This is a genomic window from Streptomyces sp. O3, assembly GCF_054788135.1.
Map to the genome: position 1 here is coordinate 20,080 of NZ_JBTVYK010000035.1, position 20,594 is coordinate 40,673.

Sequence of the window (20,594 nt, forward strand, 5' to 3'; positions counted from 1 at the left end):
GGGCGTCGGGTGATGTCACAGCCGTTGGAGGGCCTTTCCGCGATCGTCACCGGCGCGGGCCGGGGCCTCGGCCGCGCTGAGGCGCTGGAGCTGGCCCGGCTCGGCGCGAGCGTCGTCGTCAACGACTACGGGCAACCGGGCCGGGACGGCTCCGGCGAGGCGTCCGGAGGGCCCGCCGAGGAGGTCGCGGCCGAGATCCGGGCCGCGGGCGGGCGGGCCGTCGCCCACCAGGGCGATGTCGCCGACCACGAACAGGCCCGCGAACTGGTCGACTTGGCGGTCGACAGCTACGGCACGCTCGACATCCTGGTCAACAACGCGGGCATCCTCCGCGACCGGATGGTCTTCTCGATGAGCGAGGACGAGTGGGACTCGGTGATCCGGGTCCATCTCAAGGGCCACTTCAACACCACCCGCTTCGCGTCGGCGCACTGGCGCGCCCGCAGCAAGGCCGCGGGCGGCCCGGTGTACGGCCGGATCGTGAACACCTCGTCCGAGGCGTTCCTCGCGGGCTCCGCCGGGCAGCCCAACTACGCGGCGGCCAAGGGCGGCATCGTGGGTCTGACGACCTCGACCGCGCTGGCGCTTGGCAAGTACGGGGTGACCGCCAACGCGATCTGTCCGCGGGCCAGGACCCGGATGACCGAAGACGTCTTCCAGGGTTTCCAGGAGCCGGCCGGCGACGCGCTCGACCCGCTCGCGCCCGAGCATGTCGCGCCGCTGGTCGGCTATCTGGCCTCACCCGCCGCCGGGCGGGTCAACGGGCAGCTGATGGTGGTGCATGGCGGCATGGTCGCGATCGTGGAACGCCCCAGGGTGGCGGCGAAGTTCGACACCGCCAAGAGCGTGTTCAGCCACGCCGAGCTGGACGAGCTGATCACCCCGTACTACGCGGACCGCCCGTCGGATGAGACGTTCGCGGCGGCGGAGGTGCTGGGGCTGAAGCACGGCTGACCGCGCGGGGGGACCGCGTGTGGGAGGGGCGGGCTGGGGCATCCGGTGCGGGTGCCCCAGCCGTGCCGCGTCCGGCTGTCCCGGTGTGCGGTGCCCGGACGTCTGAGGGCGTGGGTGTTTCAGGCCGTCCGGGAATGTGCGCTCAGGCCACCCGCGCACCGGCGTCGGCGGACTCCGCCGACGCCGCCGACTCGTCCGACGGGCGGCGGTGGCGACCGCCCGCGGCGGCGGTCGGGGCCTCCTGGGCGGCGGCGGGGCCGCGGTGCTTGCCGTGCCCGGCGGCGGGCGTGTTCGGTGCGTCCGGCTCGGCCTGGCCGGTTCCGCTCTCGGTCATCGGGAAGGTCACCCCGTAAGGAAGATCGTCGTACAACAGCCGGGTGATTCTAACCGGCTGTCACCTTCCCGGTGAGCGGGGCCTGCTGGAGGGGAATCGGACGCTGAGCTGCCGCTTTCGGTGGTTCGGGGGCAGGTTCGTCCGCCTCGTCGGGCGGCGGGGCGAGGCGGACGACGGCGCACGGCACGGCCGGTGTGGAGCAGGGGAGTCGGAGCGTCCCGTCGGCCGTCCACCGGCCGTTTCCGGCCAGCCAGCCCTCCGGCGCCGCGAGGTGCTGCGGCTGGCGCCGTCCCGGCCGCCACAGGGCGACCCAGGTGCCCGCCGCGCCGTCCACGCGCAGCGCCACCGCGCACTGCTCCGGGGTCAGCAGCTGTCCGGGCTGGACGGCGAACGGCGTCAGCGCGCAGTCCGCGATCCGCAGCGCGTCCGGGAAGCGCACCGGGAGGGTGCTGCCGAGCACCCCCCAGCCGAGCCGGTCGTGCCCCGGCGCGTCGGAGCGGACCAGGATCAGCCCGCTGCCCGGATCGGCGAGCAGCAGCCGGTCGTCGCTGCCGTCGGAGATCTGGAGCAGCGGTGACACCTCGCCGCCGCGCTCCAGGTCGACGGCGACCGCCTTCGTCCGTCCGCCGGCCTCGCGGTCCAGGGCGAGCATCCGCCCCGTACGGTCCAGCCAGACGCCGCCCGAGCAGCGCCCCGGCACCAGCGCGGCCAGCTCGGGGCCGAAGGAGCCGCCCGCCACCAGCCATACGGCGCTGGTGTGCTCCCCTACGGCCAGCGCGTAGGCACGCTTGCCGCAGGGTGACGGCGGCAGCAGGCGCAGCGACGCGCACTCCACGGCGCCGAGCGGTCGCTCGCCGGTTCCGGGGCCGGTCGGGTACAGCAGCGAGAACATCTGCCGCCCGTCCACCGAGCGCTGCACGAGCACCTGCCCGTCGGCCATCGGCAGCACGCCGGTGCCGGGCTCCTCGGGCTGGTCGAGGGGGAGCGGCACCGCGTACGGCTCGGGGCCGTCCAGGGTCCAGCGCTCGGCCCGCCAGGCGTCTCCGGTGGCCCGCGTACGCGCGAGCCGGGCGGCGTAGGAGCCGTCGGCGGTGATCGCGAACTCCGCCTGGGGCCGTGCCACCGCCTGGGCCTGGGCCTCTGCTTGGGCCTCCGCCCGAGCTTGCGCCGTCGCCGCCGCCGTCGTCGTCGTACAGACCGTCATCGACTGGTCACCTCCGGCGACGAAGGTAGTTTTCGTACGCGCTGCCGTGGCATCGGGCGCCCCTCGCTTCACACCAAAGGGTGGCGATGCCCCGGTTCGCCTGAGGGGCTGGGGGCGACTGTGCTGGACGGGCCGCGAGCGCTTACAGTAGGCCGCGCCATAGGTAAGGCACACCTAAGTGCCGCCCCTTCTCTCTTCTGTCCGTCACCTCTGGAGCACTGATGTCCATACGACGCCGCGGCGCCGCAGCCGTCGCCATCGCCGCAGCCGGCGCCCTGCTGCTCGGGGCCTGCTCGGGAGACGGGGGAGGGTCGGGGAAGTCGTCCGCGGGCAACGGCAGCAAGTCCGTCGCCCAGGGCGGCGACGACTTCACCAAGGCCGCCGAGAAGACGGCGAAGATGGGCACCGACGCCAAGGACGGCGAGTTCCCGCGGACCATCACGCACGCCATGGGCGAGACGGAGCTCAAGGCCCAGCCGAAGCGGGTCGTCGTCCTGGACGTCGGCGAGCTCGACAACGTCGTCTCGCTCGGCGTCAAGCCGGTCGGCTACGCGCCCACCGAGGGCGACGACGGCATCCCCGAGTACCTGAAGAAGGACGCCGGGAACCCCGAGAGCGTCGGCACGATCAACTCCCTGAACCTGGAGGCGATCAACAACCTCAAGCCCGACCTGATCCTCGGCAGCGAGCTGCGTGCCGCCAAGCTCTACCCGAAGCTCTCCAAGATCGCGCCGACCGTGTTCTCCATCCGTCCGGGCTTCACCTGGAAGGAGAACTACCTCCTCAACGCCGCCGCCCTGGACCGCACCAAGGAGGCCGAGGCGAAACTCGACGCGTACGCGAAGAAGGCGTCCCAGCTCGGCGACGACCTGGGCGACGACAAGCCCTCCGTCACGATGCTCCGCTACCTGCCGGGCATGATCCGGCTGTACGCGAAGGCCTCGTTCATCGGTGTCATCCTCGACGACGTCGGCGTGCCGCGCCCCGAGAACCAGCGGGCCAACGACCTCGCCACCGAGGTCAGCCCGGAGAAGATCGACGAGGCCGACGCGGACTGGATCTTCACCGGCGTCTACGGCGACGCCAAGCAGACCGACCGCGCCGCCGCCGAGGACAACCCGCTCTGGAAGAAGCTCCCCGCGGTCAAGAACGGCCAGGCCGTGAACGTCCCGGACGAGACCTGGTACCTGGGCCTCGGCGTCACCGCGGCCGACGCGGTCCTGAACGACCTCCGCGCCCACCTCGTCAAGTAGCCAGCACGCCCGCCGGGCGCTGGCGATTCACGCCGCTCCCCGGCGGGCGGGTGCCTCACCGAGACGGTTCTTCTCGCCGGGGGTGAGGTCGGTCATGGTGGTGTCCTCCAGGAGTCGCCTGGTCAGCGTATCCAGTCAGGCACATCGAGGTCGCCCGCAACCGGCAGTTCACGGGAGAGCGGAGCTGGAGGCGTCTCGTGTCCCACTGGCGCCGCATGCGGCCGCGGCGTTGTTCCGGGCGTAGACGGCGTTGTCGAAGATCGCCTTGTTCACCGGCTGGTCCCAGTCACGCGTCCCCATGCGCTGGTTCCTGGCCAGGCTCTGGTGTGCGTTCACGTTTTCCAGTAAAGCGTCTTTCAGCTCAGGGTCCTCGGCCTTCCGCCACGCGGTACGGGCCTGGCCCGTGTAGGAATCGGCACTGTGGGCGTACGCATACGCGGATACGGTGGTGTACTGCCGGTTTGCCTTGTGGAGTACCTCGCATGCCTCGGCGTCCGGTTCCGCACCGCCGGTTTTCACCGCTGCTATGACTCCTGCCGAGACGACGATGGCGGCGAAGGCGGCGAAGGCAAAGGCGCCTGATTTTCGTATGGACGCCTTCCGGCCCTTCGCCTCCCGTACCGCCTGTTCCGCCCCTTCCCTTGCCGCTTTCCTGTTCGCTGCTTCCCATTGCGCCCTCTTCTGGAGGCGCGCGCCGGGTGTGGCGTTTCGCTCCAGTATGGGCTTGGCGTCGCCCGGCCCTCCGGGACTGGTGCTCCGGGTGGTCGGTGCGGGGGTGTCCCAGTTGAGAAGGTACTCGGCACGGCGGCTGATCTGCGCTCCTACGGCGGTTGGAGGCCACGCGCCGTGGTGGGAGTGGGCGGTGGCGACGATGTCCGTCACCGTGGGGCGTCCGGCTGGGTCCTTGGTCAGGCACGCTTCGATCAGGGTAGTGAACTCATCGGGTATGCCGTCGAGTTGCGGCGGCTCGTAGACGCTGCGGTAGATCATGTCGGCGGGTGTGCCGGTGCCGAAGGCATGCCGCCCGGTGAGCGCGAACACGGTGACCGCGCCGAGGGCGAAGACGTCGGCCGGGGGCCCCGCCTTTCCGCCCTGCGCCTGTTCGGGGGCCATGCAGCCGGGGGTGCCGATGGCCATGCCGGTGGTGGTGAGGTTCGTGCCGTCCACGGCGCGTGCGATACCGAAGTCTATGAGGAGGGGGCCGCGTGCGGACAGCAGGATGTTCTCGGGCTTGATGTCCCGGTGGACGAGTCCCTGTGCGTGGACATGCTCCAGCGCGGCCGCGAGGTCCCCGATCATGTGCCACGCCGCTTCCGCCCGGAGCGGGACCGCTTCGGTGACGGCCGCGCGGAGGGAGGGGCCGGGGATGTAGTCGGTGGCGAGCCACGGCATGGGGGCGTCGGGGGCGGCGTCGACCACACGCACGGTGCCGGGGCCGGTGAGGCGTTGGCAGGTGCGTACTTCGCGGGTGAAGCGCTCGCGGAACCCGTCCGCCGCAGCGAGGTTGGCGTGGATCATCTTGACCGCGACGAACCGGCCGCCGCGCGTGCGGCCGAGGTAGACCGTGCCCATGCCGCCCGCGCCGAGGCGTGCCAGCAGCCGGTAGCTCCCGGCCTGTCTCGGGTCTGCTCCTGTCAGCTCCTGCACCACACGCCCCCATCCTCGACCACCGGCAACTGGTCATGTTCGCCGGGGAGTCGACCGTACTGGGTCAGACGTGGCCGGGTGAGCGGTTCTGGCGGGTTCCGGGGCGCGCAGTCCAGGGCCACGAGACCGTACTGGATGCCCCTCCATCGTGGTAGCGCGCGATGCCGGTGGCCTTGTGGCCTTCCTCCCTCAGCTCGACAGCGCAGGTACGCCTGTTCGAGGCCCGAGACCTGACCTTCGGGCCACAGGAGCTCACTCCCACAGAGGAGGACTTCAAACTGTCCTGGTGGCCCATGGAGGAAGCATTCGACGCAGCAGCGGAAGGCCGCTTTGAGCGACCCGGCCAACGCCTGATCCCCTGCTTGAGCAGCGGGCCGCGCCCCTTGGCATTCAGCCGGGAGGCGCGACCCGCCTGTCAATTTCCGAAGTCGCCTGCGCGGGTGTCCGAAGTTGTGTGCGCGGACGTGCCATGGAGCGACCGGGCTCGCCGGGTTTTGACGTCGCGGTAGCAGTACGCCGCGATGCTCAGGAGTGTCGCCGTGAGGTACAGCGGCAAGTTGTGGGCGAGTGTCGGCCCTGGGCCTTGAGTCACCCCCATCACGAAGCCGATGGCGGCCGTGGATGCGAACACGTAACCCACGCTTCGGGCCACGCCATCGGAGTGCGGTGTCAGTGCTGCCGTGAACACGAGAAGGCCCACCATGAGGAAGCGCACAAGCCAGACCGAGAAGACCCAGTCCGAGGGGGGTCCGAGATCGGTGCGCCAGAAGTCAGACGACAGATTGGCGAGCACGAACAGGGCAACTGGAGGACCGAACCGCTCCCACTGGGCACGGCTGCCGGGACTTGGGCTCGGGTGATGGGGGGCCGTGAGGGCAGACCCGCGGTCTGACCTGCCGTGGGCCGGTCGGGCCCGCCGGGTCCTGATATCGCGAAAGCAGTACGCTGCGGCGGTCAGGGAAGCCAGCACGTAGTAGAGCGACATATTGCTGGAATACGTGGCTCCCCGCTCAAGCAGCTGCGCGTTCCACAGGACACCGGTGCCAGCGAGCGCCGTGGTCACGTACCCGATTCCGCGCGTCATGCCCGTGGATCGCGGCGTAAGGGATGCCGTCAACACGATGGCGGCGCTCAAGGTGACCAGGGACGTCCAGAGGGTGACGGAGTAGGACCCTGCGCCATACCGCTCATTGAACGGCAGGCTGACAAGGAACACGAGCAAGATCGCTGGAGGGCCGAACCTCTCCAGTGCCGCGAGGTACGTGCCCTCAGGCTGAGCGAGAACGGCTGCCGGGTTATTCGCCCCCTGAGGTGAGGCCATGGGCGGAATCGAGGGCGGGCCCGGCTTTGTGAGCGGCCGGGTCCGGTCGTCTGCCGAGAGTTCGGTCTCGGGTGCGCGGTCGAGCTGGCGCAAGGCCTGGGAGAGCTCAGTAGCGCTCGGATACCGCTGGGTGGGGTCCTTGTGCAGCAGGGTCAGCACGAGGTCGTCCCAGCCGGGTGGGATGTTCGCGGACACCGAGCTGGGTGTGGGCGGTTGTTGGGTGAGGTGTGCCGAGAGGTAGCCCACGGTGTCGGGAGCCTGGAACGGCAGCTGGCCTGTGATCGCCTCGAAGAGAATGCAGCCGAGCGCGTAGAGGTCGCTGCGCGGTTCGGGGACCCCGCGTGCTTGTTCGGGGGCCATGTAGGGGGGTGTGCCCACGATGAAGCCGGTCTGGGTGAGACGGTCCGCGGTCGCGTAGGGATCGGCGGCCCGCGCGATGCCGAAGTCGAGGACCTTCACGAGACCGGAGGACGTGATGAGGATGTTGGAAGGCTTGATGTCCCGGTGCATGATTTTGGCGTCATGCGCCTCTGCGAGTGCGTCGCATATCTGCGCGCCCCACTGGGCCGCGTCCTGCGGGGTGACGTCGCCTCGGCGCAGCTTCGCGTCCAGGCCCTCGCCTCGGACCCGTTCCATCACCAGGAACGGCACCCTGTTGCCCTCGGTGTCGGTCTCGCCGAGATCGTGGATGGTGACGATATTGGGGTGCTGTAGCCGGGCGGTGATCCGTGCCTCGCGCAGGAACCGGGCGCGTGCCTCGTCGCCGCGGCTTCCGCCACCGGCGAGCAGGGAGATCACCTTGACCGCGACAGGTCGCCCCAGCGTTTCGTCCTGCGCCTCCCATACCTGCCCCATTCCACCCTCGCCGAGCTGTCGCACCAGCCGGTAACGGCCCCCGAGAAGCTGGTCTCGCACTGCTATGTCTCCCCGTTTCGGACATTCCTGCCCCGACCTCGACCTGATGCGGGTCAGGAACCAGTCATGATGAGTCTCCGGACGGCGCGGCGGCCTCGTTAGCGTCCGCCAGCCCCACCATGGCCTTCTCGGCAAAGGGCCCGATCAACTCAGCCTGACGCACTACGGCTTCCCACACGCCGCCCGAAGCGGTCAGCACCCGTGCTCGGCCACCGGTCCATCCGCCATCTGGCCCCCTCCGCTGCGCGCACGACTACAGCCAACTCGACAGTAGTGCAAACGACTTCGCTCTGTCTGGAAAGTTCACAGCCCCCTGCGTCCGGAGACGAACCCCCGGCTCACCCGTACACGCGACTACGGACATTCACACCACCGGCCATACGTGGAAGGAGGCCACATCTTGGCGTATGCCACCCTCGACGAGCTGAAGGCCCGTCTCGACTGGGACCTCGACGAGGACGAACTCCGCATCGGGGCCGGAGCCCTGGAGGACGCCTCCGACCTGGCGACCGTCTACGGCCGCGACTGGCCCGAGGCCACCCCGCCCCGCCTGGTGCGCACCCTCGTCCTCAAGTCCGCGGCAAGGTACCTGCGCAACCCGCACGGCTACACCCAGAGCCGGGCCGGTGACGAGACGCTGACCTGGGGCGATGCGCACGGCCGCGACGCGGGCAGCGTGTACTTCACCCGCGAGGAGGTCCGCCTCCTGGAAGGTCTGGCCGGCACCTGGCCGACCCTGACCAGCGTGGTCGTCTCCGTGACTTGTACCGCCACAGGATCGCCACACAGCACCGAGAAACACCCGGAAACAGTTACAAAGAGTGAGCAATGATCGCTCGTGCCCTGGAATCGAAACATGGCCACTGACCAGGTAAAACGCCTGGTCAGGGCTGCCCGCAAGGGGGCGGCGGACGAGTCGGCCTGTACGCCGGGTTCTGTCTCCCGGTCGCCTCGCGGCAGCCGGGGAGGCGGCCATCCATCTAGGACCGGCATTGCTGCCGGTCTCGTGCGGTCTACCCGCGGACTCGGGCGGGCAGCCCTCGGTCGTCCGCGCAGGGTCCTCTCGCGAGGGCCCCTCTTGACCTTGCTCCGGGTGGGGTTTACCTAGCCGCCTGGGTCACCCCAGGCGCTGGTGGTCTCTTACACCACCGTTTCACCCTTACCGGGTCCCGTACGGATACGGTCCCGGCGGTCTGTTTTCTGTGGCACTGTCCCGCGAGTCACCTCGGGTGGCCGTTAGCCACCACCCTGCCGTGTGGAGCCCGGACGTTCCTCGGCGGCGATCCGGAGATCGCCGTCGCGGCCGCCCGGCCGGCTCGTCCGCCGTGCCGACCATGTTACCTGTCGGGAGAGGGCGGATCGGACCTCATCAGACTCAGACGAAGTCCGTGGTCTCCAGGTCGAAGGCGAAGGGCTCGGGGAGGGGGAGGGGCTTGCCGAAGGCGCTGGTGTGGTGGTGCTGGTAGTCATCGCCCTCTGGTTCGCTGAAGAGGGTGACGGAAGCCTCGGTGCGGTCGACCAGCAGGTAGTGGGGAATTCCGTTGCGGGCGTAGCAGTGGCGCTTGGCCTCACGGTCGATGTCCGGCCTGCCGGAGGTGACCTCGACGACCATGGCGATGCCCTCGCACGGCATCCAGGAACCGGCGCCTCGGAACAGGCGCAGTTCGGTGGGTGCGAAGGTGCCGTCCGGAATGACGTGGTTCTTCGGGCAGCCGCCGCCGCTGCTGAGTTTCAGGCCCTTGTTGCCTGAGAACTGCATGAGGACGCGGGACCGGGCTTTCACTTGTGTATTGATCACGTCGATGTAGTCCTCGTGGTCCCCGTCCGGTGGCGGCGTCACGACAATCTCCCCCTCGATCAGTTCGGCCCGGAAGCCCTCTGGCGTATCCAGGGCGAGGAAACCCTCCAGCAGCAGCTCAGCCTGCGTGAGCGGTTCGTGTGCCATGGCAGTCATGTCACGCCCTTTCCTTGGTCGTCGCCGAAGGTAGCTGCCGAGGGGGCGGCGCCACCGCGTACGGGAACAGCTTCCCTCGATCGTGGCACAGCGGACCGTTTTCGCGGGGCGCATCCGGCTTCGGTGTGCCTTCACGCCGGGGCGAACTGGACCTTCGCCGTGCCCGGATCCGCCTGGGTGAGGCGGACCCGCAGGCGTTCGCCCAGCGGGAGGCGGGCGCCGGGGCTCTCGACGCGGCCGATGACCGCCGGGTCCTCCAGGTGGACCGTGCCGACCGCCGGGTCGGCGTCGGGGTCCTTGACGTCCACCACGTACGCGTCGAACACCTCGCCGATCCGGCCCCTGAGCACCGCCGCCTCGACCACGTCGACGCATTCGCGCTCCACGGCGCCCGCGCGCCGCGCGCCGTCGGCCATCTCCTGGGGGAGGTCGGGCAGCGCGGCCCGCACCCAGTCGGGCGGGGGCTCGTTCGCGGTCGCGGCCAGGCAGATCTCTCCCGTGTAGCGGTCCACGAGGCGGCGCAGTGGCGCGGTCGCGTGGGTGTAGGGGGCGGCTACCGCGGAGTGGATGCGCGGGTCGGGGACCTCGCCGTTCTCGAACACCGTGTAGCCCGCGCCCCGTAGCAGCGTCGTGCACTCTTCGAGGAAAGCGGCGTGCCGCGGGTCGCCGGAGTCGAGTGACCTGATCAGTTCCGCGTACGCGGTGTGGTGCGGCCAGTCGATGCCCAGCGCCCGGGCCGAGCGGCGGAGCCTGCCGACCGCGCCGTCCGGGGCGGCGGGCAGCGTGCGCAGGATGCCGGTGCCGTGGGCGGTCATCAGGTCCGCGGCCGCCATGCCGGTGAGCAGCGAGATCTGGGCGTTCCAGCCGTCGGCGGGGCGCGTGGCGCGGTACTCCAGCAGATAGCTGTCGCCGTCCTCGACGATCTCCTGCTCGGGGACGTTGAGGGAGATGCCGCCGCGCGCGGCTTCCAGGCGTTCGCGCAGTCGGCCGATGCTCTTGAGGAGGGCTACCGGCTCCTCGGCCGTGCCCTCGTCGATGGCCCGCTGGACGCCTTCGTACGCCAGCTTCGCGCGGCTGCGGACCAGCGCGCGGCGTACGTCCACGGCGACCCTGCGGCCTTCGGCGTCCAGGTCGATGGTCCAGAGCACCGCCGGACGGGTCTGGTCGGGCAGCAGGCTCGTGGCGCCCTCGGAGAGCAGCGGCGGATACAGCGAGACCCGCTCGTCCGGGAAGTAGAGGGTCATCACGCGCGCGTGCGCCTCGGTGTCGAGCGCGCCGCCGGGTGTGACGAACGCGGCGACGTCCGCGATCGCGTACCGCACGCGGTAGCCGCCGCCGGTGCGGCGGGACAGGTGCATCGCCTGGTCGAGGTCGGTGGACGTGGGCGGGTCGAGCGTGAAGAAGGGAATGCCGGTCGCGTCCTCGTCCGGCAGCCGCGGGGACCGCGCGGCCGCTTCCGCGTCGGCGAGCACCTCGGGCGGGAACTCCTGCGGCGTGCCCAGCTCGGAGCGCAGCGCACGCAGGGCGGAGCGCAGCGGGGCCTCGGCGGCGCCGGTCACATGCATATGGCGGCGGGGCATAAGCCGAGCGTATGGCCTCCGGGCCGTCGTGGCCTGTTGTGCGGTTACGCTGCTGCGGGGCCGCATCCCCGTCCGTGTTTTACCTAAGGAGAACGATCGCCGTGCTCGTCTTGCTGCCGCCGTCCGAGGGGAAGGCCGCTTCCGGGCGCGGGGCCCCGCTGAAGGCCGAGTCGCTGTCGCTGCCGGGGCTCGCCGACGCGCGGGCGGCCGTACTCGACGAGCTGGTGGAGCTGTGCCTGACGGACGAGGAGCGGGCGCGCGAGGTGCTCGGGCTGAGTACCGGCCTCGCCGGTGAGGTCGCCAAGAACGCCGAGCTGCGGACCGCGGGCGCGCGGCCCGCGGGGGAGATCTACACCGGGGTGCTGTACGACGCGCTCGGGCTCGCCTCGCTGGACGCCGACGCGAAGAAGCGGGCCAGGCGGGAACTGCTGGTGTTCTCGGGGCTGTGGGGCGCGCTGCGGATCGGTGACCGGATCCCGTCGTACCGCTGCTCCATGGGCGTGAAGCTGCCGGGGCTCGGGGCGCTGGGCGCGTACTGGCGGCCGCGTCTGGCGGACGTGCTGCCCGAGGTGGCGGGGGACGGGCTCCTGCTCGACCTGCGGTCGGCCGCGTACGCGGCGGCGTGGAAGCCCGTGGGGGAGCTGGCGGCGCGGACCGCGACGGTGCGGGTGCTGCACGCGCGGATGGTCGACGGGGTCGAGAAGCGGTCCGTGGTGAGCCACTTCAACAAGGCGACCAAGGGCCGCCTGGTGCGCGACCTGCTGCGGGCCGGGGCCGCGCCCGCCGGGCCCGCGGAGCTGGTGGAGGCGCTGCGGGACCTGGGCTACGTGGTGGAGGCCGAGGCTCCGGCGAAGTCCGGGAAGACGGCGAAGGCGGCGAAGGCGTGGCAGCTCGATGTGGTGGTGACGGAGATCCACTGAGGCGTCGGAGTGTCCGGCGTCGCCGGACGCGGGATGCGTCGGCGGCACGGGACCGGGCCAGGGTGAAGCCCCTGGCCCGGTCGAGGCCGCCGGGCCGCGGGGCCGGCAGGTGACCGGGGTCAGCGGAGGTACGACGTGTCGTTCAGGAGCCGTACCGAGGCGTTGCCGTCCGTGTAGTACGCGACCGCCGACAGGGACGCCGCCGACAGCTCCATCCGGAACAACGCCTCCGGGGGCGCGCCCAAGGCCAGCCTGACCAGCGTCTTGATCGGCGTGACATGGGTGACGAGGAGGACCGTGCGGCCCGCGTACCGGGCGAGCAGCTTCTCCCTGGCGGCGGTGACGCGCCGGGTGACCTGGGTGAACGACTCGCCGCCGCCGGTCGGCGCGGCCTTCGCCGATGCCAGCCAGGCTGCCAGGTCGTCGGGGTGACGCTGCTGGACCTCGGCGAACGTCATGCCCTCCCAGGCGCCGAAGTCCGTTTCGCGCAGCCCCTGCTCGATCCGGACGTCGAGGCCGAGCCGGGCGGCCACGGTGTGCGCGGTCTGCTGGCAGCGGACCAGCGGTGAGCTGACGATCGCCTCGATGGTGCCGCGCGCCGCGAGCGCGGCGGCGACGCGGTCGGCCTGCTCCCGGCCTACGGGGGACAGGTCGGGGTCGCTGCCGCCGCTGCCGGAGAACCGCTTCTCCGGGGTCAGCGCGGTCTCTCCGTGCCGCAGCAGGACGAAGGTGGCGGGCGGGCCGAGGTCGGCGGGCACCGCCCAGCCGACGGGCGCCGCCGCGCCCTCCGGGCTTCCGGTACCGGCGGCTCCCACACTCCGCGCGGCGTCGACATCACGCGCACCCGAAGCGGGCTGCGCGTGATCCCCGCGCACGGCGGCGGCATCGCGTCCGGCCGTTGCGGGACCGGCCGTTGCGGGACCGGCCGTCCCGCCGGTGCCCGCGCCCGAGGGTCCGGCGCTTGCGGCGGCGCGCGTGTGGTTCCCGTGCGCGGTGGCGTCGCGGCCCGCCGCCCGCGCACCGGCCGTCCCGCGGGTCTCGGTGTCCGTGGGGCGGTCGGCCGGGACAGCCCCGGCGGTGGCGTCCAGGGCCGTCGGGGCCTGGGCGCTCGCCAGGGCCGCGCGGGCCCTGGCCGCTCCCGCCGCCCCGTCGCCGGGAGCGGCCGCCGCGCGGGCGGCCTGGGCGTCGGCCGCGTCGAGGGCCGCCGTGCTCGCCGACGGCGACCACTGCCTGCCCCGCTTGCCCGCGTCCATCGCCTCGTTGGCCAGCCGGTCCGCGTGCTTGTTCTTCTCGCGCGGAATCCACTGGTACGTGACTCGCCCGGCGGGGAAGACCCGCGCCGCCTCCGCGGCCAGCGGCTTCATGTCCGGGTGCTTGATCTTCCAGCGGCCCGACATCTGCTCGACGACCAGCTTGGAGTCCATCCGGACGCTGATCTCGGCCTCGGGGTCGAGGGCCTTCGCGGCCTTGAGCCCGGCCACCAGACCCTTGTACTCGGCGACGTTGTTCGTCGCGACGCCGATGTACTCGGCCGCCTCGGCGAGCGCCTCGCCCGTCACCGGGTCGATGACGACCGCGCCATAGCCCGCGGGCCCCGGATTGCCCCGAGACCCGCCGTCCGCCTCGACGATGAACTTCCGCATTACAGGCCGGACTCCGAGGTACGCACCAGGATCCGGCGGCAGTTCTCGCAGCGCAGCACCGCGTCCCTGGCCGCGGCCTTGACCTCGTTCACCTCGGTGATGTTCAGCTCCAGACGGCAGCCCTCGCAGCGCCGCTGGTACAGCCGCGCCGCGCCGATGCCGCCCTGCTGCTCGCGCAGCTTGTCGTACAGCTTCAGCAGGTCGGCCGGGACCGAACCCGCCACCACCTCGCGCTCCTTGGTGACCGCGGTGGCCTCGCCGTCCAGCTCCTCGTACGCGGCGGTCCGCCGCCCCGTGGCGTCGTCGATCTTCGACTGGACGGACGCGACGCGCTCGGTCAGCTCCGCCACCCGCTCCTGCGCGGACTCGCGGCGCTCCATCACCTCGAGCACCACGTCCTCCAGGTCACCCTGGCGCTTGGCGAGCGAGGCGATCTCGTGCTGCAGGCTCTCCAGGTCCTTCGGCGAGGTGATCGCACCCGAGTCCAGGCGCTGCTGGTCGCGGGCGGCGCGCTGGCGCACCTGGTCCACGTCCTGCTCCGCCTTGGTCTGCTCGCGCGCGCAGTCGCTGTCCTCGGTCTGTGCCGCGACCAGCAGGTCGCGCAGCTGGGTGAGGTCCTTGTTCAGCGACTCGATCTCGGCGTGCTCGGGCAGCGACTCGCGCTTGTGCGCGAGCTGCGACAGCCGGACGTCGAGCGCCTGGACGTCGAGGAGTCGGATCTGGTCGGCGGGCTCGGCGTTCAGTTGGGGGCTCCAGATGAAGAGGGGGGAACAACGGAATCGGACGCCGCGTGGGCGGTCCAGGGGTCGGTGGCCGTCGTCGACACATGGACCCGCAGGCCCCAGCCGTGACGGTCGGAGATCGCGTCGAGCTGCGCGGCCGCCTGCTCGCACCAGGGCTGCTCGGTGGCCCAGTGGGCGGCGTCGAGCAACGCCAGCGGGGAGTGCTGGGTCGCCTCGGAGGCCGGGTGGTGGCGCAGGTCGGCGGTCAGGAACGCGTCCACGCCCGCCGCCCGTACGTGGCCGAACAGGCTGTCGCCGGAGCCGCCGCTGACCGCGAGCGTACGGATCACGGCGTCCGGGTCGCCCGCGGCGCGGACGCCCTGCGCGGTGGCGGGCAGCCGCTTGGCCGCGTACTCGGCCAGCTCCCGCAGGGACAGCGGGTGGTCGAGCTCGCAGATCCGGCCGAGCCCGCGGCGGCCCTTCGGGTCCGTGGCGTCGGGCGCCAGCGGGCCGACGACCCGCAGGTCGAGCGCGCCCGCGAGGGCGTCGGACACACCGGGGTCGGCGGTGTCGGCGTTGGTGTGCGCCACGTGCAGCGCGATGTCGTTCTTGATCAGGTCGTGTACGACCCGGCCCTTGAAGTGCGAGGCCGCGACCGTCGTCGTGCCGCGCAGATAGAGCGGGTGGTGTGTGACCAGCAGATCGACGCCGAGCCGTACGGCCTCGTCGACGATCTCCTGGACCGGGTCCACGGCGAACAGCACACGGGAGACGCGGGCGTCCGGATCTCCGCAGACCGTCCCGACGGCGTCCCAGTCCTCGGCCCGCTCGGGGGGCCACAGGGCGTCTAGCGCGGCGATGACTTCAGACAGGCGGGGCACGCAGGCAAGGCTACCGCCAGATGGGGCGGCTGCCGGAATCGCTTCCCGGTTCGCTCGCCGTGCGCGTGACGCGGGCCCGTGCCTACCGTGGACGAGGAGGGGAGGAAGAGGGGAGGAAGCAGAGCCATGAGCCTGATCGACCGCCTCAGGTCCGCCGCCAAGGGCGCCGGTACGGTGCCGGGGCACCCTGACGCGTCCCGCACGCCCAGTGCCGATGCCGGTGACGTTGACGGCTTCGGTGCCGGTGCCGGGGCCGGTGCCCTCCGGATTCTGAGCCCCGCTGCGGGCGACGTGTGGCGGATCGGGCAGGACGTGGGCGTCACCTGGCGGCTGACCGGGGACGCCGGGCACCCCTGCGACATCGTCTTGGTGCGCGGCGAGGGCGAGCGGACCGAGGGGGTCGCCGAACTGGCCGTCGGCGTGGACCCCGGCGACCTCGCGGCCTGGGCCACTGTCCCGGATGTGCCGCCCGGCGACGGTTACGCGGTCGCGCTGACGTCCAGCGATCCGCTGACCGTCTACAGCGGGCGGCTGACGATCGTCCGCTGACCCCGTCCACAGTGGACGGCCCCGCGCACGCCACGGGGGCGCGCACCCCGCGCCGCGCACCTCGCGCACACCGTCCCGGTCACATCGCCTCGGTCACACCGCCTCAAGCGGGCGGTGCGGCCCCGGCGGCAGCTCGACCTCGACGGCGTCGTCGGCCCGCACCACGCCGCCCTGCCGCACGACGCCCATCACCCCGGTCTTGCGGACGACGCCGCCCGCCGCGTCCCGGCCGACGACCTGCTTGAGCAGCCCGGCCTGGAAGTCGTCGATCTGGCGGCACGGGTTGCGCAGCCCGGTCACCTCGACGACCGCCGACGCGCCGATCCGCAGCAGCGCGCCGACGGGCAGGCCGAGCAGGTCGACGCCGCCGGTGGTGATGTTCTCGCCCAGCTGGCCCGGCGCCACGTCGAAGCCCGCGGCGGCGACCTCGGTGAAGAGTTCCTCGTGGATGAGGTGGACCTGGCGCAGGTTCGGCCGGTCGGGGTCCTTCGCCATGCGGGCGCGGTGCTTGACCGTCGTCCCGGCGTGTATGTCGCCCTCCACGCCGAGCCCTTCGCGCAGGGTGATGCTGTCGCGGTTCGGCTTGGTGAAGGAGTACGTGCCGTTGCTGCTGACCGCCCGGACCGTGCCGCCCATCTCGTGGCCCCCTGTTTCCCTGTTTCTCTGGTTTATCTGAATTCCTGTGGTGCTGGCGCGTTTCGACCCTATCTCCGGCTCTTTGCGCGGGGCCAGGCGATTCCCTTGGCGTTCGAGGGGTGTACGCGCGTAGATCCGCGGTCCTAGTATCGCCGGACTGTAACTTCTGAGCGACTGTCAGGCGTCTGTTCCTCAGGGTGACCAGGCGACCGGGCAGTCGGCGCATTCTCGACACCGAGGACGGAACATGACTGCTGACCCTTCAGTGTTCCCCGTGGCCGACCCCGACGATGTGAGCTCGAACCCCTCCGCCAACCGCCCGTTCCGGGACGTGGTCGCGACCCGGATGTCGCGCCGCGCCGCCCTGCGCGGCGGCACCGCGGCCGCCGTCGGGTTCCTGGGGCTCGGCGTCGCGCAGGGCGTCGCGGCGGCGACGCCCGGCCGGTCGCGCCCCCTGCTCGGGTTCAAGCCGGTCGGCACGCACAGGGCCGACGAGCTGACCGTCCCGGAGGGCTACGAAGCGCAGGTGCTCATCCCGTGGGGCACCCCGATCCAGCCCGACGGCCCGCAGTGGCGCAAGGACGCCTCCAACACCGCCGCCGAGCAGGCCCGGCAGCTGGGCATGCACCACGACGGCATGCACTTCTTCCCGCTGGGACGCGGCGGACACGGTGGACGCGGCGGCCATGGCGGGCACCGAGGACAAGGGCACGGCGGGTGGGGCCGACACGGCTGCGACCGCGGCATGCTGGTGGTCAACCACGAGTACGTGGACCAGTCCCTCCTGTTCCCCGACGGCCCCGGCGAGATGACCGAGGAGAAGGTCGAAAAGGCGCTCGCCGCGCAGGGCGTCAGCATCGTCGAGATCGCCAGGAAGCGGGACGGCTCCTGGGAGCGCGTCGCGTCCCGCCGCGCCCGCAAGGTGCACGGCGGGACCCCGGTCGCCTTCTCGGGTCCGGTCCCCGCCGACCACCCCGAGCTGCGGTCGAACAACCCCCCGCTGGGCACCCTCAACAACTGCTCGATGGGCGTCACCCCCTGGGGCACCTATCTCGCCTGCGAGGAGAACTGGAACTCCTACTTCGGCACCGAGGACGCCTCCTGGGAGCCCACCCCGAGCCAGGCCCGCTACGGCCTGAGCCGGGTCGGCTTCGGCTACCGCTGGCACCTGGCCAGCCCGCGCTGGGACGTGGCCGTCAACGGCAAGGAGGCGAACCGTTTCGGCTGGGTCGTCGAGATCGACCCGATGGACCCCGGCCACACCTCGGTCAAGCGCACCGCGCTCGGCCGGATCAAGCACGAGGGCTGTGTCACCACCGAGTGCCGCGGCCGGGTCGTCGGCTACATGGGCGACGACCAGCGGGGCGACTACATCTACAAGTTCGTCGGCAGGCGGCCGTGGCGCAGCTACCGGCGCGGGCAGAGCCCGCTCGACGACGGCACGCTGTACGTAGCCCGCTTCGACGACGACGGCAGCGGCACTTGGCTGCCCCTGGTCTTCGGCGAGGGCCCGCTGACCGCATCGGGCGGCTGGCGGGACCAGGCCGACGTACTGCTCCGTACCCGTGAGGCGGCGGACGCCGTCGGGGCCACGCCGATGGACCGCCCGGAGTGGCTCGCCGTCAACCCGAAGAACAAGGACGTCTACTGCACCCTCACCAACGGCACCGGCGAAGGGGGCGCGGCCAACCCGCGCACCCCCAACCCGTACGGGCACATCATCCGCTGGCGTGAGGAAGGCGGGGACAACACCGCGACCCGGTTCCGCTGGGACGTCTTCCAGCTCGCCGGTGACCCGGCCTACGACGACGCGGTCGACCTGACCGAGGAGACCATGTTCGGCTCGCCGGACGGGCTCTGGTTCGACGCCGACGCCCGGCTGTGGATCCAGACCGATATCTCCAACTCCGCGCAGAACCTGCCGGAGAAGGGGTACGACCGGATCGGCAACAACGCCATGCTGGCCGCCGACCCGCGTACCGGCGAGATCCGTCGTTTCCTGGTCGGGCCGCGCGGCTGTGAGATCACCGGGGTCGTCACCACGCCCGACCAGCGGACGATGTTCGTGAACATCCAGCATCCGGGCGAGTCCACCGCCGCCTGGGGCGCGCCGACCCCCGACAATCCGCGGGCGGTCAGCAACTGGCCGGACTTCGACCCGGACGGCCGTCCCCGCTCGGCCACCGTGGTGATCCGCAGGACGGACGGCGGCAAGATCGGGGCCTGACCTTCCCGCGCGTCAGGCGCTGATCGAGACGGCCGTGCCCGAGACATGGACGCGCGGGTCACCGGCCCGCAGCGTCACCGTGAGCACACCGGGGCGGCCCATGTCCTCGCCCTGGTGGAGCGTGAGCACCGCCTCGTCCTTCGCGAGGCCCAGCTCGCGCGCGTACGCCCCGAACGCGGCAGCGGCGGCGCCGGTCGCCGCGTCCTCGACGACCCCGCCCACCGGGAACGGGTCGCGCACATGGAACACGGAGTCGGCCGCCCGGTACACCAGTTGCAGCGTGGTCAGGCCCAGGCGCCGCATCAGGGCGTCCAGGCGGTCGAAGTCGTAGTCCAGGTCCGCGAGCCGTTCCCGTGTCGCGGCCGCGATGACCAGGTGGTCATTGCCCGCGAACGCGATCCGCGGCGGAAGCGCGGGGTCCAGGTCGGCCGCGGGCCAGTCCAGAGCGGCCAGCGCCTCGGTCAGATCGGCCTCGGCCACGGGCTTGACCCGCGGCTCTACGCTGCTGAGCGTGGCCCGCAGCTCGCCTTCGGCCTCGCCGACGGTCACCGGGACCGTCCCGGCCGGGGTCGCGAAGACGTAGTCGCCGGGGCCGCTCCGGTGTTCGGCCAGCGCCACCGCGGTGGCGACCGTGGCGTGTCCGCAGAAGGAGACCTCCGCCTTCGGGCTGAAGAACCGCAGCGTGTACGCGCGTCCGGGCTCGCCGCCCAGGCCCTCGGGCGGCGCGGTGAGGAACGCCGTCTCGCTGTAGCCGAGTTCGGCCGCGACGCCCAGCATCGCCGCGTCGTCGAGGCCGGAGGCGTCCAGGACGACTCCGGCGGGGTTGCCGCCGTCGGGGCTGCTGGAGAAGGCGGTGTAGCGCAGGACTTCGGTCGTGTTCTGTGGCATGTCCGCACCCAACCACGGCGCTGGCGCGCGCATTCCCGCCCGCGTGTCCCCGCGCGTTCCGTGTGCTTCCGCGCGTTCCCGCGTGCTCCCGCGCGTCCCCCGTGGGTCAGCCGCGCCCGATGTACGGCATGGTGGTCGCCATCACCGTCGCGAACTGCACATTCGCCTCAAGCGGCAGCTCCGCCATGTGCCGTACGGTGCGGGCGACGTCGGCCACGTCCATCACCGGCTCGACGGCCAGCTCGCCGTTCGCCTGCAGGATGCCCTGGCGCATCCGCTCGGTCATGTCGGTCGCCGCGTTGCCGATGTCGATCTGGCTGGCCGCGATCCGGTACGGACGGCCGTCCAGGGACAGGGACTTCGTCAGGCCGGTCATGGCGTGCTTGGTGGCCGTGTACGCGACCGAGTGCGGGCGCGGGACATGCGCGGAGATCGAACCGTTGTTGATGATCCGCCCGCCCTGCGGGTCCTGGGCCTTCATCTGCCGGAAGGCGGCCTGGGCGCACAGGAAGGCGCCGTTGAGGTTGGTGTCGACGACGTGCCGCCAGGCGTCGTAGTCCAGGTCCTCCAGCGGCACGCCGCCCGGACCGAACGTGCCCGCGTTGTTGAAGAGCAGGTCCAGGCGGCCGAACCGGTCCCGCGCGGTCGCGAAGAGGGCGGTCACGTCCTCCTGGCTCGCCACGTCGGCGCGTACGCAGTGCACCCCGGCGGCGTCCCCGGCGAGGGCCGCCGTCTCCTCCAGGGCCTCGACGCGGCGTCCGGCGAGCGCCAGCGACCAGCCGCCGCGCGCCAGCTCCACCGCGACCGCCCGGCCGATGCCGGAGCCCGCTCCCGTCACTACCGCCGTCCTGGTCCGCGTCCGCGTATCGCTCATGGGCCGCAGGGTACTCACCGCGGACGGCGTCTACGCCGCCCGTCCGCCCACCGGTCACGCACCGGTCGCCCACCGGTCACGCATCGGTCGCC

Annotated in this window: 18 protein-coding genes and 1 other RNA gene; 6 read left to right on the forward strand and 13 right to left on the reverse strand. The window is 71.8% G+C overall.

The genetic code is table 11. From position 1 onward, the window contains the following. Positions 1-12: 12 nt before the first annotated feature. Positions 13-954: a 3-oxoacyl-ACP reductase gene (locus tag ACX6XY_RS18705; protein ID WP_460331973.1), complete on the forward strand. Its 942-nt coding sequence runs from the start codon at positions 13-15 to the stop codon at positions 952-954. A gap of 142 nt (positions 955-1,096) precedes the next feature. Here the strand turns inward: ACX6XY_RS18705 and ACX6XY_RS18710 are convergent, their stop codons facing one another. Next, on the reverse strand, positions 1,097-1,288 hold the full coding sequence (locus ACX6XY_RS18710; RefSeq protein WP_460331975.1) for a hypothetical protein: 192 nt from the start codon (positions 1,286-1,288) through the stop codon (positions 1,097-1,099). 49 nt (positions 1,289-1,337) lie between these two features. Next, complete coding sequence (locus ACX6XY_RS18715) at positions 1,338-2,492, reverse strand: hypothetical protein (protein WP_460331977.1); 1,155 nt, start codon at positions 2,490-2,492, stop codon at positions 1,338-1,340. A gap of 221 nt (positions 2,493-2,713) precedes the next feature. Between ACX6XY_RS18715 and ACX6XY_RS18720 the strand changes: the two genes are divergently transcribed. Continuing rightward, complete coding sequence (locus ACX6XY_RS18720; RefSeq protein ID WP_460331979.1) at positions 2,714-3,745, forward strand: ABC transporter substrate-binding protein; 1,032 nt, start codon at positions 2,714-2,716, stop codon at positions 3,743-3,745. Between the two features lie 168 nt (positions 3,746-3,913). On the opposite strand, the gene ACX6XY_RS18725 is transcribed toward ACX6XY_RS18720, so the two are convergent. Together ACX6XY_RS18725 and ACX6XY_RS18730 are read right to left on the reverse strand one after the other, a co-directional pair. Continuing rightward, complete coding sequence (locus tag ACX6XY_RS18725) at positions 3,914-5,392, reverse strand: serine/threonine-protein kinase (RefSeq protein WP_460331981.1); 1,479 nt, start codon at positions 5,390-5,392, stop codon at positions 3,914-3,916. 415 nt (positions 5,393-5,807) lie between these two features. Next, a complete protein-coding gene (locus ACX6XY_RS18730) occupies positions 5,808-7,628 on the reverse strand; it encodes a serine/threonine-protein kinase (protein ID WP_460331983.1) in 1,821 nt (606 codons plus the stop codon). Positions 7,629-8,028: 400 nt separating this feature from the next. Here ACX6XY_RS18730 and ACX6XY_RS18735 point away from each other — a divergent pair, with 400 nt between their 5' ends. Then, on the forward strand, positions 8,029-8,460 hold the full coding sequence (locus tag ACX6XY_RS18735; protein ID WP_460331985.1) for a hypothetical protein: 432 nt from the start codon (positions 8,029-8,031) through the stop codon (positions 8,458-8,460). A 76-nt stretch (positions 8,461-8,536) separates the two neighbouring features. On the opposite strand, the gene rnpB is transcribed toward ACX6XY_RS18735, so the two are convergent. The 3 genes from rnpB to ACX6XY_RS18750 form a co-directional block, all read right to left on the reverse strand. Continuing rightward, positions 8,537-8,947: RNase P RNA component class A (gene rnpB / locus ACX6XY_RS18740), an RNA gene on the reverse strand. Positions 8,948-9,003: 56 nt separating this feature from the next. Continuing rightward, on the reverse strand, positions 9,004-9,573 hold the full coding sequence (locus tag ACX6XY_RS18745) for a Uma2 family endonuclease (protein ID WP_460332064.1): 570 nt from the start codon (positions 9,571-9,573) through the stop codon (positions 9,004-9,006). 140 nt (positions 9,574-9,713) lie between these two features. Beyond that, positions 9,714-11,162, reverse strand: a complete 1,449-nt coding sequence (locus ACX6XY_RS18750) for an RNB domain-containing ribonuclease (RefSeq protein WP_460331987.1) — start codon at positions 11,160-11,162, stop codon at positions 9,714-9,716. Positions 11,163-11,263: 101 nt separating this feature from the next. On the opposite strand from ACX6XY_RS18750, the gene yaaA reads away from it, so the two are divergent. Continuing rightward, positions 11,264-12,082, forward strand: a complete 819-nt coding sequence (yaaA, locus tag ACX6XY_RS18755) for a peroxide stress protein YaaA (protein WP_460331989.1) — start codon at positions 11,264-11,266, stop codon at positions 12,080-12,082. Positions 12,083-12,201: 119 nt separating this feature from the next. Here the strand turns inward: yaaA and ACX6XY_RS18760 are convergent, their stop codons facing one another. From ACX6XY_RS18760 to ACX6XY_RS18770, 3 genes are read right to left on the reverse strand one after another with little or no spacing between them, the layout of a single operon-like run. After that, the gene (locus tag ACX6XY_RS18760) at positions 12,202-13,725 is read right to left on the reverse strand and encodes a bifunctional RNase H/acid phosphatase (protein ID WP_460331991.1); all 1,524 of its coding nucleotides are present in this window, start codon (positions 13,723-13,725) and stop codon (positions 12,202-12,204) included. Beyond that, positions 13,725-14,468: a zinc ribbon domain-containing protein gene (locus ACX6XY_RS18765; protein WP_460332066.1), complete on the reverse strand. Its 744-nt coding sequence runs from the start codon at positions 14,466-14,468 to the stop codon at positions 13,725-13,727. The genes ACX6XY_RS18760 and ACX6XY_RS18765 overlap by 1 nt, the downstream gene beginning before the upstream one ends. Then, complete coding sequence (locus ACX6XY_RS18770) at positions 14,465-15,328, reverse strand: Nif3-like dinuclear metal center hexameric protein (RefSeq protein WP_460331993.1); 864 nt, start codon at positions 15,326-15,328, stop codon at positions 14,465-14,467. Before ACX6XY_RS18770 ends, ACX6XY_RS18765 begins: the two co-directional genes overlap by 4 nt. A 126-nt stretch (positions 15,329-15,454) precedes the next feature. Here ACX6XY_RS18770 and ACX6XY_RS18775 point away from each other — a divergent pair, with 126 nt between their 5' ends. Beyond that, on the forward strand, positions 15,455-15,877 hold the full coding sequence (locus ACX6XY_RS18775) for a GPI anchored serine-threonine rich family protein (protein ID WP_460331995.1): 423 nt from the start codon (positions 15,455-15,457) through the stop codon (positions 15,875-15,877). Between the two features lie 93 nt (positions 15,878-15,970). Here ACX6XY_RS18775 and ACX6XY_RS18780 read toward each other — a convergent pair whose 3' ends face one another. After that, positions 15,971-16,513: an MOSC domain-containing protein gene (locus ACX6XY_RS18780; protein WP_460331997.1), complete on the reverse strand. Its 543-nt coding sequence runs from the start codon at positions 16,511-16,513 to the stop codon at positions 15,971-15,973. A 247-nt stretch (positions 16,514-16,760) separates the two neighbouring features. On the opposite strand from ACX6XY_RS18780, the gene ACX6XY_RS18785 reads away from it, so the two are divergent. Continuing rightward, entirely contained in the window at positions 16,761-18,740 is a 1,980-nt protein-coding gene (locus tag ACX6XY_RS18785) for a PhoX family protein (protein WP_460331999.1), read from the forward strand. Between the two features lie 12 nt (positions 18,741-18,752). Here the strand turns inward: ACX6XY_RS18785 and ACX6XY_RS18790 are convergent, their stop codons facing one another. Beyond that, positions 18,753-19,628: a PhzF family phenazine biosynthesis protein gene (locus tag ACX6XY_RS18790; RefSeq protein ID WP_460332001.1), complete on the reverse strand. Its 876-nt coding sequence runs from the start codon at positions 19,626-19,628 to the stop codon at positions 18,753-18,755. A 106-nt stretch (positions 19,629-19,734) separates the two neighbouring features. Continuing rightward, positions 19,735-20,502, reverse strand: a complete 768-nt coding sequence (locus ACX6XY_RS18795; protein ID WP_460332003.1) for an SDR family oxidoreductase — start codon at positions 20,500-20,502, stop codon at positions 19,735-19,737. Positions 20,503-20,594 lie beyond the last annotated feature (92 nt).

Bases quoted from the DNA above. Each gene is read 5' to 3' on its own strand.
- ACX6XY_RS18705 (WP_460331973.1), top strand. From the start codon at position 13: ATGTCACAGCCGTTGGAGGGCCTTTCCGCGATCGTCACCGGCGCGGGC.
- ACX6XY_RS18710 (WP_460331975.1), bottom strand. From the start codon at position 1,288: ATGACCGAGAGCGGAACCGGCCAGGCCGAGCCGGACGCACCGAACACG.
- ACX6XY_RS18715 (WP_460331977.1), bottom strand. From the start codon at position 2,492: ATGACGGTCTGTACGACGACGACGGCGGCGGCGACGGCGCAAGCTCGG.
- ACX6XY_RS18720 (WP_460331979.1), top strand. From the start codon at position 2,714: ATGTCCATACGACGCCGCGGCGCCGCAGCCGTCGCCATCGCCGCAGCC.
- ACX6XY_RS18745 (WP_460332064.1), bottom strand. From the start codon at position 9,573: ATGGCACACGAACCGCTCACGCAGGCTGAGCTGCTGCTGGAGGGTTTC.
- ACX6XY_RS18750 (WP_460331987.1), bottom strand. From the start codon at position 11,162: ATGCCCCGCCGCCATATGCATGTGACCGGCGCCGCCGAGGCCCCGCTG.
- ACX6XY_RS18760 (WP_460331991.1), bottom strand. From the start codon at position 13,725: ATGCGGAAGTTCATCGTCGAGGCGGACGGCGGGTCTCGGGGCAATCCG.
- ACX6XY_RS18775 (WP_460331995.1), top strand. From the start codon at position 15,455: ATGAGCCTGATCGACCGCCTCAGGTCCGCCGCCAAGGGCGCCGGTACG.
- ACX6XY_RS18780 (WP_460331997.1), bottom strand. From the start codon at position 16,513: ATGGGCGGCACGGTCCGGGCGGTCAGCAGCAACGGCACGTACTCCTTC.
- ACX6XY_RS18785 (WP_460331999.1), top strand. From the start codon at position 16,761: ATGACTGCTGACCCTTCAGTGTTCCCCGTGGCCGACCCCGACGATGTG.
- ACX6XY_RS18790 (WP_460332001.1), bottom strand. From the start codon at position 19,628: ATGCCACAGAACACGACCGAAGTCCTGCGCTACACCGCCTTCTCCAGC.
- ACX6XY_RS18795 (WP_460332003.1), bottom strand. From the start codon at position 20,502: ATGAGCGATACGCGGACGCGGACCAGGACGGCGGTAGTGACGGGAGCG.